General features: G+C 45.4%; 18 protein-coding genes. 7 read left to right on the top strand and 11 right to left on the bottom strand.

The window, feature by feature from the left end; translation table 11 throughout:
• Positions 1-8 precede the first annotated feature (8 nt).
• Positions 9-3,014, bottom strand: a complete 3,006-nt coding sequence (locus G493_RS27325; RefSeq protein ID WP_232363696.1) for a PEP/pyruvate-binding domain-containing protein — start codon at positions 3,012-3,014, stop codon at positions 9-11.
• A 571-nt stretch (positions 3,015-3,585) separates the two neighbouring features.
• On the opposite strand from G493_RS27325, the gene extKL reads away from it, so the two are divergent.
• Positions 3,586-4,806: a multiheme c-type cytochrome (seleno)protein ExtKL gene (gene extKL, locus G493_RS0101530; RefSeq protein ID WP_248595813.1), complete on the top strand. Its 1,221-nt coding sequence runs from the start codon at positions 3,586-3,588 to the stop codon at positions 4,804-4,806.
• Between the two features lie 96 nt (positions 4,807-4,902).
• Here extKL and mobA read toward each other — a convergent pair whose 3' ends face one another.
• The 3 genes from mobA to mqnB are packed head-to-tail and all read right to left on the bottom strand — an operon-like array spanning position 4,903 to position 7,371.
• A complete protein-coding gene (gene mobA / locus G493_RS0101520) occupies positions 4,903-5,868 on the bottom strand; it encodes a molybdenum cofactor guanylyltransferase (protein WP_028578946.1) in 966 nt (321 codons plus the stop codon).
• Positions 5,868-6,719: a 1,4-dihydroxy-6-naphthoate synthase gene (locus G493_RS0101515; protein WP_028578945.1), complete on the bottom strand. Its 852-nt coding sequence runs from the start codon at positions 6,717-6,719 to the stop codon at positions 5,868-5,870. The genes mobA and G493_RS0101515 overlap by 1 nt, the downstream gene beginning before the upstream one ends.
• The gene (gene mqnB / locus G493_RS31655) at positions 6,709-7,371 is read right to left on the bottom strand and encodes a futalosine hydrolase (protein ID WP_028578944.1); all 663 of its coding nucleotides are present in this window, start codon (positions 7,369-7,371) and stop codon (positions 6,709-6,711) included. Before mqnB ends, G493_RS0101515 begins: the two co-directional genes overlap by 11 nt.
• Positions 7,372-7,692: 321 nt before the next feature.
• Between mqnB and queA the strand changes: the two genes are divergently transcribed.
• On the top strand, positions 7,693-8,802 hold the full coding sequence (queA, locus tag G493_RS0101505) for a tRNA preQ1(34) S-adenosylmethionine ribosyltransferase-isomerase QueA (RefSeq protein WP_028578943.1): 1,110 nt from the start codon (positions 7,693-7,695) through the stop codon (positions 8,800-8,802).
• Positions 8,803-9,125: 323 nt separating this feature from the next.
• Here the strand turns inward: queA and G493_RS0101495 are convergent, their stop codons facing one another.
• Both G493_RS0101495 and G493_RS0101490 read right to left on the bottom strand, forming a co-directional pair.
• Complete coding sequence (locus tag G493_RS0101495) at positions 9,126-9,776, bottom strand: DUF2959 domain-containing protein (protein ID WP_028578941.1); 651 nt, start codon at positions 9,774-9,776, stop codon at positions 9,126-9,128.
• Positions 9,777-9,970: 194 nt separating this feature from the next.
• On the bottom strand, positions 9,971-10,234 hold the full coding sequence (locus tag G493_RS0101490) for an FmdB family zinc ribbon protein (RefSeq protein ID WP_028578940.1): 264 nt from the start codon (positions 10,232-10,234) through the stop codon (positions 9,971-9,973).
• Between the two features lie 617 nt (positions 10,235-10,851).
• On the opposite strand from G493_RS0101490, the gene G493_RS0101485 reads away from it, so the two are divergent.
• The 5 genes from G493_RS0101485 (at position 10,852) to rpsA (ending at position 14,929) form a co-directional block, all read left to right on the top strand.
• Positions 10,852-11,289 carry a MucR family transcriptional regulator gene (locus tag G493_RS0101485; protein WP_028578939.1) on the top strand — a complete coding sequence of 146 codons (438 nt, stop codon included), beginning with the start codon at positions 10,852-10,854 and terminating at the stop codon, positions 11,287-11,289.
• A gap of 179 nt (positions 11,290-11,468) precedes the next feature.
• Positions 11,469-12,257, top strand: a complete 789-nt coding sequence (murI, locus tag G493_RS0101480; RefSeq protein ID WP_028578938.1) for a glutamate racemase — start codon at positions 11,469-11,471, stop codon at positions 12,255-12,257.
• Positions 12,258-12,369: 112 nt separating this feature from the next.
• Positions 12,370-13,062, top strand: a complete 693-nt coding sequence (locus G493_RS0101475; RefSeq protein ID WP_161629776.1) for a LolA family protein — start codon at positions 12,370-12,372, stop codon at positions 13,060-13,062.
• Positions 13,063-13,167: 105 nt separating this feature from the next.
• The gene (locus G493_RS27315) at positions 13,168-13,719 is read left to right on the top strand and encodes a YfcE family phosphodiesterase (RefSeq protein WP_051308924.1); all 552 of its coding nucleotides are present in this window, start codon (positions 13,168-13,170) and stop codon (positions 13,717-13,719) included.
• A gap of 49 nt (positions 13,720-13,768) precedes the next feature.
• Positions 13,769-14,929: a 30S ribosomal protein S1 gene (rpsA, locus tag G493_RS0101465; protein WP_028578936.1), complete on the top strand. Its 1,161-nt coding sequence runs from the start codon at positions 13,769-13,771 to the stop codon at positions 14,927-14,929.
• A 478-nt stretch (positions 14,930-15,407) separates the two neighbouring features.
• Here rpsA and rlmB read toward each other — a convergent pair whose 3' ends face one another.
• From rlmB to rfaE1, 5 genes are all read right to left on the bottom strand, one after another.
• Positions 15,408-16,217, bottom strand: a complete 810-nt coding sequence (gene rlmB, locus G493_RS0101460) for a 23S rRNA (guanosine(2251)-2'-O)-methyltransferase RlmB (RefSeq protein ID WP_028578935.1) — start codon at positions 16,215-16,217, stop codon at positions 15,408-15,410.
• On the bottom strand, positions 16,214-16,828 hold the full coding sequence (gmk, locus tag G493_RS0101455) for a guanylate kinase (RefSeq protein ID WP_028578934.1): 615 nt from the start codon (positions 16,826-16,828) through the stop codon (positions 16,214-16,216). The genes rlmB and gmk overlap by 4 nt, the downstream gene beginning before the upstream one ends.
• Before the next feature lie 2 nt (positions 16,829-16,830).
• The gene (locus G493_RS27310) at positions 16,831-17,130 is read right to left on the bottom strand and encodes a DUF370 domain-containing protein (protein ID WP_035272913.1); all 300 of its coding nucleotides are present in this window, start codon (positions 17,128-17,130) and stop codon (positions 16,831-16,833) included.
• A gap of 114 nt (positions 17,131-17,244) precedes the next feature.
• Positions 17,245-18,129 carry a YicC/YloC family endoribonuclease gene (locus G493_RS0101445; RefSeq protein ID WP_028578933.1) on the bottom strand — a complete coding sequence of 295 codons (885 nt, stop codon included), beginning with the start codon at positions 18,127-18,129 and terminating at the stop codon, positions 17,245-17,247.
• Between the two features lie 329 nt (positions 18,130-18,458).
• Positions 18,459-19,463: a D-glycero-beta-D-manno-heptose-7-phosphate kinase gene (gene rfaE1 / locus G493_RS0101440; RefSeq protein WP_028578932.1), complete on the bottom strand. Its 1,005-nt coding sequence runs from the start codon at positions 19,461-19,463 to the stop codon at positions 18,459-18,461.
• Positions 19,464-19,541: the final 78 nt, after the last annotated feature.

Below are 19,541 nucleotides of genomic sequence, written 5' to 3'. Positions count from 1 at the left end.
AATTGATTTTAACCAAGTACCAGCTGCCCTCTCATCTTGTCCGGCATCGCTCTGGCAACAGCTTCAGAGGTAGTGCCGTCAACCTTTAAAACCACAGCACTGGTCAGGCGAACGTGGCGTATATAACGCCCCTCATATACAGCAGACACACGCTCGACCACTTCCCAGGATATTCGCTCTTCTCCTATATCATCTTCTCTGCTGCTATGCTCGCTATTGATCAATAAATACGGTATATCCAGAGAAGTTATGTTCTGAAAAAAATGTGACCCCTGTGATGGTTCCGCATGCACCCCACTATTCTGTAACTCGACAATGGCTGTCACGCCTGATATATCATTCCACTGTACCGGGATGCCAAGCCATGGATCAGCAGTACCCCACCTTCCTGGCCCTATAAGAATGTAAGATCTCTCTGCTTTTTCAAGAATAGCATTTACCCGACCGATTTCAGTTGCTATCTGCCGGGTTGCGGCACGGTCAAAACATTTGGGTTTAACGTAAACAATATCCCATATGTTTTCATAGATGCCATGCCCAAGGGAACGACTGGAATGCAAGAAGGCCTTTTTCCTGTCCTCCTCTGTAATTGCAGTATGTGTTTTTTCACCACCGGTCACGATGGGCCGAATTTGCAAAAAATACAGCTCACTTTTACCAGCATCCTTATTCAGATCAAGGGCGAACTCCACTTCCACCTCACACCCCATACCTGCTTTACCCATGTCAGCCAGAACAGAAAGCAGCTCAGGTAGAGGATAAACATCATATTTTAAGATAGGCGCAAACGTAACGATTTTATACCCAGGGAGATCGGCATCGCGAATCCTGTCTTCCTGGCTATTATATGTTGAGCATAAAAATCGTACGGGAAACTCATCCGCCGCATCGCAGACTTCTCGGGAAACAAGATTACTATTTGCGGTTGCCAGCGTGGTGTTTTCCGAACAATCCAGGGCATAGAAAGAGCGCTGAGATGTTTTTAAAATGTCAGGAACAGTTGAAAATTGTGGTAAATATTGTGGATAACGGGGAGAAAAACGCAGACTTTTTTCACCTTCCACCACAGTTTTTCCAAAACCAAGGGCAATATGAGCAATCCCTTCGTCTGCCTGCATTTTCCCTACAGGATAATAATTATAGGATTGCACAACGCCAGAAAGGGCCGGATAATAAAACTGCCCCTGAAAACTGCCTATCAGTTGCTGTATAATAACGCCCATGGAATCTTCCTGGGTCTGCCCGGTTGAACGTGAAAACGCTCGTGGTGCCTCAAACCAGGTTGACGCGTAAACCAATTTTATTGCCTGAAGCAACTGCTCAAGCCTGACCTCAAAACGGGAATGATTATTTGCCAGCATAAATGTCTTATACAAACCTGCATATGGACGAAACTGTGCGTCTTCCAACATACTTGACGAACGTACCGATATGGGAAAGGTAATTGAAGAAAGGTACGCTGTTAAATCTTTTTCCAGCCATTCGGGAAAACGCGCGTCAAGAAAACGCTCTGCTATCTGTTCATCGCTTTCCTCTTCGCAACAGCGAAGATTATTGAGAGCAATAAAATCATCAAATCCCACATCCGAAACAACACAAGTTTGCGGTATTCTGATACAGTACTGGTTCAGTAGAGGATAGTCACGCCCTGCTCGATACAACTCTGCTGCCATAAAGGCGATCCCTCTCGCCTTTCCCCCTAAGGATCCCTTGCCTATACGAATAAAGTCTGAAATCTTTGGGTCAAATCGACGGCGATTAAACTGCGTAATAACGCCTTGCTGGCGTAATTTCCTCAGTGCATGAACCTTTGCAACTATATCTTCTTTCAATTGTTGATCATCCTTTATGGAGGCAAAATGATGCTTATGAAGCCGTGCCGCCAACGCCACCTCTGCACGGGCCATCACCCAATTAAAAAAATGATTATTTTCAGCATGATACCGAATAGACTCCAGGGGAATACTGTTCAATTGCTGCTCGAATTCATAAAAACTTGTTGCCCTGCCTACCTGGGTCATATCCGGCAAACGAAATACAAAATCGCCGAACCCAAGATATCGAAGGAAAAAATCATGCACTCTTTCTTCAATATCATGATCACTTTTATCTATAAAGACCGCGGGAATTTTCTCTGCCACCTTTTTGTTGTCCGAATCGGTGCTGAGCATAAGAAGAGGCAGATCCTGTTTTTCATCGCGGATCATAGTCAATAAATGAAAACCAGAATCGTCCCTTACCACCCCGTTCCTAGGAAACCTGGCATCAGACATAACAGCGAAAATATAAGGCTTGTACTTTCTAAAAAGACTTTCCGCCTGCTCATAGTTGGAAGCTGTCAATATTTTCGGACGTGCTCTCATCTTGAGCAACCGATGCTGTTCATTCAAACCTTCTCCCAACACAGACTGAGTTTGCTTGACCAACTCGCCATAGAGCATGGGTAAAAGCCGTGATCGATGTAAAGCGGTATCTTCAACCAGCAAAATCACCCTGACCATGGCCCTTTGGGTGTCAAAATCCACATTTTGCTGATCTTCTACATTTTTAACAATCGCCAGCAATAAATCGGAATCACAACACCAGACAAAACTATTATCAATACACTTGGAACCCATACTATGAGTGTCCTCTACGAGATCCCTCTTGGTATGGGAAAGGAGAACAACAGGAATTTTTGAATTCTTCTCTTTTACTTTTGCACTAAATGTACAGGCATCCATACCACCCACATGGGGCATGGTAACAATGAGATCGAATTTTTTTCGCTCCAGGGCGGCGAGGGCATCTTCGCCTGCGGCAACTCTTGTAATGCGCGGAGGCTGACTGAGATTAAGCCCAAAGTATTCATTAATAATCCGGGAAGTCAGGCTTCCGTCTTCCTCCATGATATAGGCATCATAAGGACTTGATACCAATAAGATTTCCCGAACCTTATATCGCATAAGCTCATGAAAAATCTTAAAATGAGGATCATAGCCTAACATGTGAACATCAGGTCGAGTTCTTTTCATGAATCACACCACGTCCAACGCTGTACGATGATTGATCGGTTCGTGTGTACACCTGCTGATGGACTGCAATAAACCAAACAAATGCTGCCTTTTGACACAGACCTCTCAAAAATATCAAAGATGCGAATATTACACCTTACGCATCACCTGGCAATGGGGTGGGAAGCAAGTTGCCCAGAAGAATCTTTCAGGAAAGGAACAGAAGGCACCCGCATATTTTGCCCACCTTATAACGTATGGTATCCATAAACACATTCGAAAACAACTTTTCCACCAGACAACGCATCATTTTAATATACATGCTGACGGCTTAAAAAGTGAACACCCAAGCGTCCCACACATACAAGGCGTTACGCTTAGGATAGACACAAGACATACTCTCTCAATTCCTCACAGCATCCCTTTACAGTTCTCCTACATTGAGGGATAATATTCATATCGATCACAACACAACTTTAAGCAAATACGTATCTCCAGTGTAAAGGCAGTTATTTCGAAAAGATAATTCTATACAGTTTCATCAAGGAGGATCAACACAACACCCCCATCATCATTTTCCAAAGGAGGTATCATGAGGAAATACAAAAACACATGGCTTTTACTTTGCTCTTCCCTATTCTGGGTCGTTTCATACCCTATTGCCGGGCAATGTACCCCTGAAGCAACCACCATCGATGAACTTGTTGAAAAATATGACTCTCAAAAATGCGGAGGATGCCACGAGGAAATTTACCAGGAATGGCAAAATTCCTGGCACGCAAAAGCAGTCAACTCGTCGTTAGGCGGGATCAGGAATTTTATCGAAGTGGGTCTGAAAAAGGAATGGAATACCCCCTTAACCAAGAATGAAGTGCTGAAATGCCTGGATTGTCACGCACCGATTGTCAATTTCGCCTCAGAAGAACTTGCCAGAGACATTGGTCGACTTATCGTTACAGCTAAAGATTTCCCTACGACTCCTACAGGCACGGAAGCCCTAAAGGAACTTGCGAAGCTTAACGTGGGCTGTTACGCGTGCCACAACATCAAGGCAACCGGAGTGGCTCCAGGTCTCAGGGGACGTCCGCAAGAAGGGGTTATGTATGGGCCAACCGGTGAAGACGGCGACGATTTTCACACGTCTGTAGAAACAGTTGACCTCAAGACCTCTGCGTTCTGTATGCAATGTCATGGCGTATATCATGCACCTGACGGAGAAACTATCCAATGCAACACCCTCTCAGGGAGTTACAGGCATGGATACCTGGCAGCTGGAGGCAGCAAAACCTGTCAGGAATGTCATTCTGCTAAAGGGCACATGTTTCCAGGTGGCCATGATCTCGATACAGTAAAACAGGGATTGGGATTTAATGTCCAGATTGCCAAATACAAACATCTGCCCGGTCAAATCACATCTGTGAAAGATGCCAATAAATGGGTGCCGAGCGCCATCGTTACTGCCTTTATCGAAAACAGGGCTGGTCATCGTATTCCAGACGGCTGACTCTGGTCTGGAAAAGTGGTCCTGGAAGTGACCGCAAAAGACGCTGAAGGTAACGAACTCTTTAAAAACGAAAAAAAATGGTTTGAAATCGGTATAGATCCAGACAAAGACATGCGCTACGGAGCATGGCAGATCAAAGAAATAATAGACCTCACCCTCCCTCCACTTGCCACTCAAAAAGAACAGTACCTTATCCACTTTGACACTGACACGGATGAAGTTCGTATAGATGCGAAACTGTACTACTATATCAACGGATCCAAAAGAGAACTGGTGCATGATGTATCAAAAACACTCAGCTTCTTCTAGCCGGGATTTCTTACGAGCTGACAATCCTGAAAAATGCGGATTGCAGTAGTACTCCTGGCAAGACAGACACTAAATATCAACGCCTGATCAATCCCATCAGGTGTTGTCTAGTAATTCCCTGGGAGTATTGATATTACGCCAGCATCGAAATAACCGGGACGGCGGGCGTGGCGCCAATACTCCCTCAACTTCTTTGAGCCTGCTTATTCGCCAGGAACCACTGTCCACAATATTCTGCACAGCATCCAGCACTCGAAAATCGTAATATGCCAGCAACGGTTCAACCCTTCCCTGACCGGATAAATCAGGAAAAATGCCACGGACACCTGGTCTACGACACGAAAGAAGCCAGTCCAATGCTTCAACCCGCATTTCTGGCATATCGCAGGCAGTAACAACCCAGGAAATTCCTGGATAGTGTTTTAAAACCGACAAGATACCTGCAATGGGTCCGGCGACTCCAGGTTCGTCTGGCACCCTTGGCAGATGCGAAATAGCATCTGGCAATTCACCGGCCCCGGAAATGACAAGCCGATTGAGACGTAGCTGCAAGGTTTGTACAGTTTTTTCCGCCCATGTAATTCCATCCAGATCCTGAATGAGATGTTTGGCTCGCCCCATTCGACTGCTCTTTCCCCCTACAAGCAAACAGGCGCCCACTTCAGCGGCTGTCCATCGGCTTACAAACCAATGAATAAATTTGAGAGCAACAGGTTCTGATATTTCTGCATTAGAGCCCATGGAGAGACTTTGCTCCAGTCCTGCAGAAGAGGGATCTTTTTCTGTGCTTGCCGAGACTCCAGCAATAAGCGTATCAAGAGGCAGCCACTTTTCACTGACGAGAACAAAAACGTCACAACTACGTACTATCAGGTCCAGTTGAGATACAATGCGGGCTCCATCTGTATTTTTCTGTACATACAGACACTCTACGATGCTCTCAGTTGTTTCCAAAACAACTGAACATCTCGATGCAAGATTTTTGCGCTGCTCAGCACTGCCATCATAAATCAAAACGACAGGTGTGGCCCCATCCCACAGCTGCACCATGGGATGCGTCATCACAGCCTAATCAACTCCTGTTTCATACCTGTATAGCCATGAAAAAGACCGGCCATACTGGCACGCTGAAAAAGCTCTTCGACGGCCGCGATGCCGTCTTCGCCCAAGTCTTCTGAAAATGCATTCACATAGAGATTAATGTGACTGGTAACAACGTCACTTTCCATTTCCTGAGCGTATTCTTTGATATATGAGTTGCATTTTTCAGGATGTCTCCATGCCCATTGCAGACTGGCGGCAATAGCCTGTTCGATCTCATGAACATCCTGTAAGGGTAAACTTCTTTTTGCAGCTATACAGCCAAGCGGTATGGGCAAACCAGTCGTTTCTTCCCACCATTGCCCCAGATCCTGGACGCATTCAAGACCGTACTGCTGATACGTAAAACGACTTTCGTGAATAATTACCCCTCCATCCACGGCCCCTTCTGCAACAGCGGAAAGTATAGTCTCAAAAGGCATAATGTGCAGTTCACGTACCTGAGGACAGTATAATTTGAGCAGCAATGCCGCAGTAGTCATCTCGCCGGGCAAAGCGATGGACCATGTCTTCACATCGCTTCTTTTGGACTGAGATGAGGTAATCAGCAGTGGCCCGCACCCTCTTCCCAGTGCAGCCCCTGATCTGAGGAGAGAATAGTCATTGAGAGTATGCCCCAGTGCATGGAAAGAAAGTTTGGTCACGTCAAGGGTTGCTGACATGGCCATTCGATTCAAAGTCTCCACATCCTCCAACCGTGGCTCCTTCAATTGGATGTAACGCAATGGTATCAATCCATGAACAAGCGCATAGAAGATAAATGTATCATTGGGACAGGGAGAATATCCTAATGTAAGCTGTTTACAATGCATTCACAAACCCCTCGACGAGAATGGCTGCGATTTCCCCACATCGGGTACAAGCCTCTTGTAATTTCCATTTTTTTGTATCACGATCTTCCACCAGATTAGAAATACAGCGAATTTCCAGCATAGGCAGAGCAAAAGTCTCACAGACCCTTGCCACGGCAGCGCCTTCCATATTTTCGCAAATAGCACAGTGTTGCCTGCCGAGTAAATCACCACGCCGACGAGTGGCTGACACACAATTTACCGTTACAAAAGGACCTGTGCTTACCTTTTCTCCATTTGCGTAAAGGATCTCCAGGGCCCTGGAACGTAGATCTTTGTCCAGGATAAAATCATCGCGAATATGCAAAGCGGATGAAGAAAATTTTTTAACCTGTTCATGATTGCAGATCCCTAAATCACCAAGAATTTCACGCTCTGCCAAACAGAGGTCAAGGATTTCGGGATGAGGTTGTGAATAAACAAAGGCACCGGCAACACCAATATTTAGAACCATTGCAGGCAGACTATCAGTAGAAGCAAGGAACAAGGCTACACGAGTAGCAGCTTCCACTGGCCCAATCCCTGTCAGGCAGGTCTCGATTTGAGTTCGCCTTGTACATTTGCTTGTAAAAGCATCCAGTTCCATCTCTGTTGCTGCAGTTACCAATATCATCGGAGCCACCTCTCAGCCCGCACTTCTCACGAGGTTATCGCAAACACATGCGTTAAATTCTCTTTGAAAAATCGTGAAAGAGCCTCGCAATTTTTCGTTACTTTTGTTATTTTAGCCGACTTTTTACCATAGGACACAAAAGCGCTGGAAGAACACAGAAAGTGTGTAACCATTTCCGTCTTTTTTGGCAAGAGCCTACACTCATCCAAAGGTCTCATGGTTGTATTTCCCGGCCTGTGTAACAAAGGCCATGGGACAAATTCAAGACCTCAACACCTGTGATTCACTACCCTTTACTATCCACAACCCAACCGATTTTTTATGTCTGAAGACCTGTTTCAACTCACGGATTACGATTTTCACCTGCCTGAACAGCAAATCGCCCAGCATCCCGCTGATAAAAGAGATGCCAGCAGACTGATGATTTTGCAGCCAAAACAACAAGTTGCCCACGGAATATTTTCTGATATCATCAACTATATTTCTCCAAAAGATCTCCTGGTTGTTAATAATACAAAGGTTTTTCCTGCAAGACTGTATGGTAAGAAAGCATCAGGGGGAAAAGTTGAGCTTTTTTTACTGCACTTTCCCATAGTTCTTCCTCCCCTGACAACATCCCTGAAAATAGGCAGGGCCAAAGCAACAGCTTTGCTTAAAAGTTCGAAAAGGCCTCGCCCTGGCAGTGAGCTTCTGTTTGAACATGACCTGGTTGCTGAAGTTGCAGGGTATCATGATGACGGCAAAGTAGATGTCATACTGCATTTTCCCTGCTCATCCCATGCGGAACAGGAACATGCACTAGAACACCTCCTCTATCGTATGGGACAAATTCCTCTTCCGCCTTACATTCATCGTGAAAGCGGAACCACGGCAACCGACAGGGAACGCTATCAAACCCTCTATGCACGGCATACAGGATCTGTGGCCGCTCCCACGGCAGGCCTTCATTTCAGCACTGAACTCCTTCACCAGCTCAGTAATCAGGGCATCTCCACCGCAGAGGTCACACTGCATGTTGGTTACGGCACCTTTGCTCCGGTACGAACCCAGGACATTCGAGACCACCAGATCCACAGCGAACATTTCACCGTCTCTCAAGACACAGCAGATGCAATAAACAACACAAAAGAAAAGGGAGGGAAAATATGGGCTGTTGGAACAACCACGGTCCGCACTCTGGAATACGTGGCAGCTCAACATGGTAAAGTAACAGCCTGCTCGGGAAATTGTGACCTTTTTATCTATCCTGGCCACACCTTTGCCGTGGTGGATAATCTGATCACGAATTTCCATCTCCCAAAATCATCTTTATTATTTCTGGTTTCAGCGCTTGCAGGAAGGCAAAACATCCTTGACGCATACAGAGAAGCAGTCCGGTCTGGCTATCGCTTCTTTTCTTACGGCGATGCCATGGCTATTATAATGAGATGAGGAATAACAGCGAAATACTTTGAGAGGGCTCGAATAATGGAAGAGTATGCAGCAAGACGAAATTGTTCAAAACCAGACAGCACGCCGGTATGGACTCAGGCTTGAAAAAAGAAGGAACTAATCACAGAGTCTGTATCTTTTTGATGTCACTTACCTCCGAACAGCAACTGACCACAGGCGCTTTATATTTGAACAATCGCAATTTTGAGCAGGTAAGCACAGAGTCCGCTAGCCAATCTATGCGTGAAACCGCAACCGTTCAAACATAACGTGCCTGTGATCAGTTACCGATGATAGCGTAACACATCCCAGTGGTAACAGCCTTACCCCTGTTGTAAGTGCGATATGAACTCATCAGCCTCTTGAATGGAAGCCTCCATCTCACGTAACAAACGCTCTACATCCTTTTCAAGACTCATCATTTCCCCCTGCAGAGCAGCTATTGCCCGTGCATTCAGATTGTGCTTCAGATAAAGCACCTGATCATGAAACACCGTCAATACCGGATCAATCTTCTCTTCCGCTTTTTTCATGGCGGTTATCAGTTGTTCATACTGTCGACGGGTATCTTGTAATTTTCTTTCACTATCTCGACGCAAAGCCTTGCTGGAATAATCATCGAGCTCATCTTCCCATTCATCAAACAAGGCCTCGCTCACCGATTCCACTGCATCAATTCGATCGTGTACGGCTTCAGCTTTCTGCACACTATGCTCGTAAGCCCTGTTAAGAATGGTATACTGTTTCTCAAGATCTCCACCATCAACCTCAACTACAGTTGCGAATTGTTCATATGCTGTCTGGAACTGATCTTTAGCCTGTTCCTGCGCATCTCTTGCTTCTCCGACACGGTCGACCAGAACATCTCGCTTATGAACCCCGAATTTTTCCAATGTTCCGTAATACGCCGAGGAACATCCGACCATCAGCAAGGTGATAACCGTGACAACAAAGTATCTTTGTAGAAAACGCATACATTCTCCTCGAGACTGTAACAGGGGAACTGGCCCAACCAGAAAAAATATGAAAGAAAACAGAGTGACATTAGTTGTTTCAGTTTTATATGGTCACCGCAGAAAAGTATAACAATATGCAGGACAGGCCAAACAACATAAAAAACTGGATGGAATACGTCTTAAACCGCTAAAAACAGTCATCCGGAAACGACTCACGATGCGGCTGCACAGCCCTTACATGCACTTCCGCCGGCAGGACAGGCCGGGGCTGGCGAAGAACTTCCCTTTCCATTGGAAGATCCACTGTACCCGTCAGAATACCAACCGCCACCTTTCAATTGAAAAGAACTCATTGAAACGATTTTTTTCACAGCATCTCCGCACTCCGGGCAGTTTTCCAAAGGAGCTTCTGAAATTTTTTGTTGAACTTCAAAAACCTTTTTGCACCCAGAGCACTCATACTCATATACAGGCATAGTAATACCTCGAAACAATCTTAAAAATTAGTAGTAACGTTAAAATGTTTTACACTGTGCCTGGCCATAAATGGGAATTTTCGACCGAGAGCAGGGTCTATTCAAAACTTTACCCCTGGCATATCACTGATATTCCAAGGATAAAATTTTGCATACAACACGTTTATCGGACCAGCAAGCGAAGAACGGGACTCCGACAAGGCCATGTATGTACAGGCACTTCCAGATGGGCCAAATAGTAATATCTCCACCCAAACCTGTCAACCTTCAGCCATGTATTTCCAGTACCCGCAGAGTCACAACACAAAAACGAAAAATTCCTCTCCTCTGGATTCCGCACGAGGACACATCATTTGTAATAAATTGGCGATCTGAGTGGTAGATGAAGAACGCTGCTCCGGGAAGACCAAACATGAACTGGCTCGATACGGGTTGTGCAAATATTGCCATCCCCTATGATTCGTTACCAACATTGAGGCACTTATGACAAAAAAAATCAGGAAAAGAGACAATTTACAAACATGTTATATTTTAATTGCGTTATTTATCAACGTGTTCTAATGTAATAGTGATAATACCAGTTACTTTTATCTTTATTTTTTTCATAGGAGTAGACAATGAGCAAAACTCTTGTTGAAATGACCGCTGAAATTATCCAGTCGCAGATCGGCAGCAAAGAAATGACCACTGACGAAATAAAGACTGCATTAAACGATACATTCCAAACACTTAAAACTCTTCAGGATGCTGAAGTAACAGGATTGGAAGCCACGGAGGAAGAGGCTGGTCCTGTCATGGACCCCAAAAAGTCAATCCAAAAAAATAAAGTTGTTTGTCTGGAATGTGGTCAAGAGTTTAAGATGCTTTCTCCAAAGCACCTTAAATCTCATGGTCTCACCTCTAAAGAATATCGTAAAAAATATGGATTCTCTGCTCGCCAGCCCCTCTGTGCGCGTTCTCTTTCAGAACGACGTTCACAATCTGGAAAGGAAAGGGGGTTACCGGAGAATCTGCGGAAAGCTATTGAAGCACGTACAAAAAACAAAAAGAAATAAAAACCTCCGTCACCCTCAGTCCTCTTGGTAAATGCTTTGGCCCAGAGGACTGAGTCCTGTAAGTGTTCCATACATTCTGACCGCTTACCGTAAAATAACAGATCAATTTCTTAAGCTACAGTCGTCTTCTCTCGGACTGCCTGATTCTTATAAGAACACACATATATATCTTTACTGTCATGATCGGTATTTTTGACTCCGGACTCGGTGGCATGACCGTTGCTCGAGCCATCGAAAGCCTCTGCCCAGGATTCCCTCTTCTGTATTTTGGAGACCTTGCCCGCACTCCTTACGGGTCCAAAAGTACAGAGCGGCTTATTGAATATTCTCAAAAAAACATCGAATTTCTTGCCGAGCATGGTGCAACGCTTATAGTCATAGCGTGCAACTCCGCAGCCAGTGCTGCTGGAGAAATCATGCGGCAGCGATTTTCATATCCTATCATCGATGTAATCGCCCCGGCTGTGGAAAATGCCGTTACCCGGAGCCATACCGGACGAGTTGGGATTATTGGCACCCGGGCGACCATCGCCTCAGAAATCTATCAGCGCTGCATCAAAGAACGTAACCCTGCTGCCGCCACCTACACCCAGGCCTGCCCTTTGCTGGTTCCCCTGGTTGAGGAAGGATGGATTAACAGACGGGAAACAAAAATGATAGTAAAAAAATACATCCAACCACTACGCAGGCAACAGGTGGATACTCTCATACTCGGCTGCACCCACTACCCATTACTCAAATCAATCATTGCGCCAAGAATAGGAAACAGGGTACATATTGTAGACTCGTCAATTGAAGCAGCCAAAGCTCTGCACACTTACCTGGAAGCAAATACAGACATCAGGGAAAAACTATATAATCCAAAGAAAGCAAGCAGATATTTTGTTTCTGATCTCCCTGCCCCGGTTAGCCCCATGGCAAACGCTATTTTTGGCCGAACAATCCAACTGGAGAAAGTACATGTTTAACCTCCTCTTACCTTTTCACCGCAACCGAGCACATTGTCCCTCAGCGAACACTGCCTGCCTGCACGGCAAGGCACTCGGATTTAAGATATGTACACACTCTTTCAGATCATCTATGCGGAAATTCCCGCTCACTTTACAAGCATGTATCCTTCTGCTATCGTTACTGCTTCCTGCTATCTCCTTTGCCTCAAACGCCGAGCTTGTGAGTAAGGTGAAAAAACTGCAGCAGTATTACCAGTCACTTGAATCCATTACCTTTGACTTTGAACAGCAGACATACAGTAATGGCCGAAACAGAAAAGGCAGCGGAAACGCAACATTCGTACGGACAGGGCCCGCACCTTCCTCGACCCCACTCATGCGCTGGAATTACCTCACCCCTTATGAGCAAATCATTCTCAGTACAGGCGCAGAAATGCAGATTTATACGAAACAGGATAACCAGTTGATCATTACGCCTGCCGAATCAATGGACAATGATATTACATTTTCTCTGTTCTCAGGACATCTTTCGCTGGATGAAGCCTTCAATATTGACCCCGCTGATGACAATGCACACACTCCTGGGATATCAACAGCCATACTCACACCCAAAAAAGCACAACAACAGGTACAAGCCATTCAAATATGGTTTGATGACAATCACACTCTGGAAAGAATACGCATAGATGATCATTTTGGCACCCAAACCATGCTCACTCTTTCAGATTTTGCGGTGAATTCTATCAAAACATCCTCTGCAGAGGTTTTAATGGAGCTCGGTCATCTTGATATTCCCCCTGAAACAGAGATCATTCGTCAATAGAGACCAAAAAAGAATGGTTGCTTCACGGAGATAACCCGTGTAAAAAATCCTTGTCAAAGAGCACACAGTTCTTTCTATTGTCTCACATTACAAAATATTTGTTTCATGATTATTGCCATACTTTCAGACAGCCACGATGCCATAGTTCATGTACACAGGGCTGTCTCCCATGCCAACAGGGCTGGAGCCGAAATACTTATCCATTGCGGAGATCTGGTTTCTCCCTTCATGCTGAACCAACTCGACAAGTTTACAGGCCATGTTCACCTGATTTACGGAAACAATGTAGGTGATCAACATTTGATTTCCACACGTTGTGAAAAGCAGAAAGATCAATTCACACATCACGGAATACTCGGTTCAGTGGAGGTGGATGGCAAACGCGTTGGCTTTCACCATTACCCTGAGCTGGCATTACCTTTGGCGCAATCAGGAAGATTTGACTATGTATGCTGTGGACACAACCACATATGCCGAGTCCAGAAAATAGGAAAATGCCTGCTTATCAACCCAGGGGATCTTCTTGGTAAGGAAGTGGCACCAGGATTCATCCTCCTTGATACAAAAACTTCAACCATTCAACATATTCGCGTTGGAGACTCGATGGATTTTCAGAAGGAATTTGAAAACACTATCTCTGTAATTACCCCTCAATAAACATCCAATAACCTTTAATATTATAAACCTAAACCAATTGCCCATTGTTATGAGTGACGACAAATTTGCCGACCTGTTCCAAGAAACCCCTATTGATGGCCCAAAACTGAAGCCTGGTGATAAGGTCAAAGCAGTTATAGCTGAGATCTCCGGAGAAAATGTGTTTCTCGACATTGGAGCAAAAAGTGAAGGAGTGATAAACAAAGCTGAACTTGTTGATGAAGAAGGCAATATGCAATATGCGCCTGGTGAAAGCATCCAGGTTTTTCTTCTGTCCAATCGAGGAGGTGAATTGCTCTTCACTACTCGGATTGGCTCTGGCCAAGCTTCCCTACAGGAAGTGGAAGATGCTTTTCAATCAGGAATCCCTGTCCAAGGCAAGGTCACTGGTGAAATCAAGGGTGGTTTTTCCGTTGATGTTGCCGGTTCCAGAGCATTCTGCCCGTACTCTCAGATGGATATACGTCGTATCGAACGCCCAGAAGATTACCTGGAGCAAACCCTGGCTTTTCGAGTTATAGAGTTTGGTAATCGGGGCCGCAATATCATATTATCCGCCAGGGTACTCCTTGAGGAGCAGCGCGCAGAGGAGCGAGAGAAACTTCGCGAGTCCCTGGAAGAAGGCATGCAGGCCAGCGGTACAGTAACCGCTATCCGCAATTTTGGTGCCTTTGTCGATATCGGAGGGATTGATGGTCTTATTCCCATTTCAGAACTTGCATGGGGACAGACAGACAAGGTGGAAGATGTGCTCCAACTCGGTCAGCAGGTTGAAGTTATTATTAAACGTCTGGACTGGGAAAATGATAAAATATCCCTGAGCCTGAAAGAAACGCTACCAAATCCCTGGGATAAGGTTGAGGAAAACTACCCTGTCGGCAGTACACATATCGCCACAGTTTCCAGGCTTGTTCCTTTCGGGGCTTTTGTCACTTTGGAATCAGGCATTGACGGCCTTCTTCATATTTCCAAACTTGGAAGCGGGCGTAAAATAAATCATCCGCGCGAGGTATTGGAAGCTGGTCAGGAGATAACGGTCCGCATTGATTCTATTGACACGGACCAACAGAGGATTTCCCTGGTGCCTGATGATTATCAGGAAAAGTCTGAAGAAAAAAGCTACACACCTCCACCGGCAGCGGAAAAAGAAACCCGCTCCATGGGAACGTTGGGTGACCTGCTGAAAGCTCAGCTTAACAGAAATAAATAGACTGGTTCCGGAATCCGTAGCGAATTCGACACCAGAATCCGAACAACTCCGTAATTACTGGAAACGAAGCCATCGCTAGTTAGTGTCTGTTCATAAATGAGTTTTTTTGCTCAAGCTTAAAAAATGCGATACATTTTTCCATAGATATACAATTGATATTTCGAGGAAAAATTTAAAGCATAACGCTAAAATTGGCATAAAAAGCCATTTATGGGCAGGCACTTAGTTACGGGAGCTGAAACTGATCGAGTTAACAGCACGCAAAGCCGGGTCTGGCCCACTGTTCATGGATTCAGATACGTTAGGGTTGCGGAAAATAATAGATATCCAAAAATTGCGTAGAATATCGGCCTGGTAACGTCGTCGCGTCAATGGTTCTATAGTGGTCGTATTGAACCACTGACGCAACGACGTTACCGAGTTGAGAGACAAACAAGATTGGATAATTTATTTTTTCCGTGCCCCTTACACCAATACTCTACGAAAGCCTGCGGCGGTTCACCTCAAACATGACAACCGCTGCAGCTACCGACGCATTAAGTGAATCAAAATCTCCATACATAGGTATGGTTACCAGTTGATCACATTGCTTTTGTACCAACGGACGAATACCCTTGCCTTCGCTGCCAATGACCAGGCACACCTGCTGCGCAAAATCCACCTGATAAATGGATTGGCTTTTTTCCCTGTCAACCACCGCCCCATATACCCAATAACCAAATTCTTTTATTCTGGTTAACGCATCAGCCATATTGACAGCTTGAAAAATGTGAAGGTGCGCAGTGGCACCAGCCGAGGTGCGTACCACCGTCGGTGTTATGGAAACACTCCGCTCACGGGTCATACAAATGTGGGTGAAACCGGCTGCAAGTGCAGACCGAAGAATTGAGCCTAGATTTCGAGGATCCTGAATGGAATCAAGAGCCAGAATTCTAGGTGCAGCGTCCGCTTCTGTTCTGCTAAGAAACTCTCTAAGGTCCTCAAATGATTGCACAGGCAATTCAGAAAGTTGGGCAACAACCCCCTGATGGTTACATTGCCTCCCCACACCAAATCTTGCCGGATCAAGAAAACGCAACCTTACACTGTGTTCCCGGGCAAGGTCTATGATATGCTGTAACCTGGCATTGGATTTCCCTTTCTGCACTTTAATTTCATTAATGCCATTGGGATTACTATTCAACGCCTCAGTAACAGAGTGAATGCCCCAGATTACTTCACTTTGCTCTACCTGCTCATGGCCGGGTTTGCTTTCTTTATACTGTGTTTTTTTACTGTTATTCTTCATCGATGTGTATAACGTGCAGGTTCGCCATGCAGAGTTCTCCGAGTCCTGCAACGCTCAGAGATGATAATGGATTCCAGACTTTGTACGGCTTCATCCAAGTTGTCGTTTACTATGAGGTATTGATATTTGGTAGCCTGCCGTATTTCTCCTCTGGCATTTCGCAAACGCACCTCGATGGTATGTTCATCATCGGTCATACGGCCACGCAACCTTCTTTCAAGTTCATCGAGAGAAGGGGGAGCAATGAAAATAGTTACAGGATGATACGTTGAGTGCATCACCTGTAGAGCCCCCTGCACATCAATATCAAGAAGGACATCACTTCCCGTCGCCAATAGCCTGTCCACTTCCTGACAACTGGTTCCATAATAATTGCCATGTACCTCTGCCCATTCGATAAACCCTCGATTTTCTTCATCCCGTATGCGAATGAACTCTTCATGGTTTACAAAATAGTAGTCTTTTCCATGAACTTCCTTATCCCTTGCGGACCTGGTGGTATGGGAGATGGAAAAAGAAATCCCGTTGAGTCTCTGCATAACCAGAGAGACCATTGTGGTCTTCCCACAGCCTGAAGGTGCTGAAAGTACGAAAAGAGAACCGTTACTCATCCCTACTCTCCATACAGTTTAGAGGATAGCGCTCCTGCCGGATCAACATGCTCCATATCCAAGGCAGCCAGTCTTTGATTGATTGTTTCAGGTTGAACAGATGATAAAACCAGATGACCGGTATCAAGGATTATGATAGCCCGAGTACGCCTGCCTTCTGTAACATCAATCAACTTTTTTTCTGTGCGTGCATCATCTTTCAGTTTTCGAATGGGAGAAGATCCAGGATTCACTACTGCAAGAATTCTGTTAACCTTGACAGCATTACCAAACCCTATATTTACCAAGCGACTGTTTATCATATGATATTCCCTGAAAGATGAAAACCCAAGCTCTTGTACAAAATGGTATGCTTTAAGAGTGACAGCCTGTTGGACAGGCTAATCAATACGACAACGCCATGGACGACATTAATACTATTCAATATTCTGTACCTGCTCACGCAGTTTTTCAATCTCATTTTTCATTTCAACACCAAGGTGAGCGATGCTGGCGTTTGTAATTTTTGAAGCCAGTGTATTCACTTCTCGCAGAAATTCCTGTAAAAGAAAATCGAGCCGTCTGCCAACCGCTTCATCACTCTCCAAATATTGGCGAAACTGTTCAATATGACTATGTAGACGCACTATCTCCTCAGTGATATCACTCTTGTCAGCCATGATAGCAGATTCCTGGGCCAGCCGAGCAGGATCAATATCAACATTGCTGAGAAGTTTAGCTAATCTCACCTGCAATTCCTGCTGCCGCTGTTCCAAAATTTTCGGGCTGTTCGTTTCAATGGTTGATACAATCTTTTCAAAGCCAGCCAGCCGCTCTAACAATTCGCGTTTCAAAGACTGTCCTTCCTGCTCCCTCATCTGATCGCAGGCCAGAAGAGCTCGTTGTACCGATGTAATAATGATTTTAAGCTCTGCATCCATATCAGGGTCAACCTCTTCCTGACTGATGATATCCCTGATGGTCAACATGTCGGAAACAGTAATTCCACCTGATAATTCATAGGTGTCCTGCAGTTGACTGAGGCAGCGGTGGTACTGCTCGGCAATGCCATGATCCACTGAAAAACTCCCACGATCTGCCAGATCACCTTTGGCTGTCAATGAAATGTCAACCCGGCCACGATCCATTGCCTGTGCGACAGTCTTTTTAACCTGCTCTTCACAGGCTGCAAATCTTCTAGGTAACACGACACGCTGGTCCAAAAAACGATGATTAACCGTTCGAACCTCTGCAATCCAGGTGCGACCCTGGGCTTCAGCTTCTCCTCGCCCAAAACCGGTCATACTTCTGGGACGTCCCATAGACGATTCTCCTCTGGGGTAACAATATTTAGGTAACTGGTGTCTGTCCGGAAATAGGCTTTCTTGCTACATTTAAGGCATGCGACAAGTTTCACCACAAACATCTACCCGATATTTCATTGATAAAGCTTTAAGCATAATACAAATAATTGGGCAAAAAGACTATTTACGGACAGGCACTAACTGATCACAGGTATATAACGCCTTACTCGCTTTCACATCATCACAGTAAGACCACCAAGACTTCGCCTGTGCACAAATCGGCTGGCAGGCCATGATTTCTCTATGCCAGGTCAGTCAGCTCATACAGACGGAGTGCTGGCAGTTGCCTAGCGCGACGTGCTCCTGGGCAGGGCTTCAAGTAATTCTTCTGTGCTCACAGAAGCTGTTCCTACCTTACCGACAACAACACTTGCGGCGTGGTTGGCAAGAACGGCAGCATCTGCAAGCGAACACCCTGCAGCCATCCCCAAAGCCATGGTCGCTGCAACGGTATCACCCGCGCCTGTGACGTCATAGACTTCTTTCGCCATTGTAGGAATGGTAACAAGATCATGATTTCCCTCAAGAAGGGCCATTCCAGCTTCTCCACGGGTAATAAGAACCCCTTCGCAACCGATGTCCTCCCGAATCTGACGTGCAGCAGCAAGTAACGTCTGCTCATCATGAATGCGGATACCACTCATCTGTGATGCTTCATGGTGATTCGGGGTTATAACCGAACACCCAACAAAACAGTGCATATTTGACGGTTTGGGGTCAACAATTACAGGTAAACGCCTGCCCGTTTTATCGGCATGCTGCTGAAGAAGACGACGAAGCTCTATCATCAACTGTTCATGAACAACACCTTTGGCATAATCAGATATCATGACAGCGTCAAATTGATGCACATGTTCTTGTAAATAACCGATGAGATATGAAAAAGTTTCCGGGGATGGGTCACCTGTCTGTTCACGATCAAAACGGACTACCTGCTGCCCCTGGGCAATAATTCGAGTCTTAACCGTCGTTGGCCGTTGGCCTTGTATTATCCCCTGCCCTCCGGCGCCAAGTTCTTCTACTAATGTAACTACTTGCTCTCCCATGGCATCACTGCCAATGAGGCCACAGAGCGCTCCTCTGCCTCCAAGGGATATGATGTTGCGCAAGACATTTGCACTTCCACCCAGCAATAATTCTTCTTTCTTGACGTTGACAACCGGAACAGGAGCTTCCGGAGAAATTCTGGTTACCGATCCCCAGATAAAATGATCTATGATGATATCACCAATTACAAGTACATTGCAGCCCTTGAATTGGTTGACCATGTCTATATATGCGTGCTGCATCATTGCAGATAATATACCTTAATGATTTATATTGATCTCCATATGCCCATTACGGGCAGTGTGATTCAATATGTATTATAC

The organism is Desulfogranum japonicum DSM 18378, assembly GCF_000429945.1.
In the GTDB taxonomy this organism is placed as follows: Bacteria; Desulfobacterota; Desulfobulbia; order Desulfobulbales; family Desulfobulbaceae; genus Desulfogranum; species Desulfogranum japonicum.
Note: the sequence above shows the minus strand (reverse complement) of the source record. Positions and strands in the feature narration are given on the sequence as shown.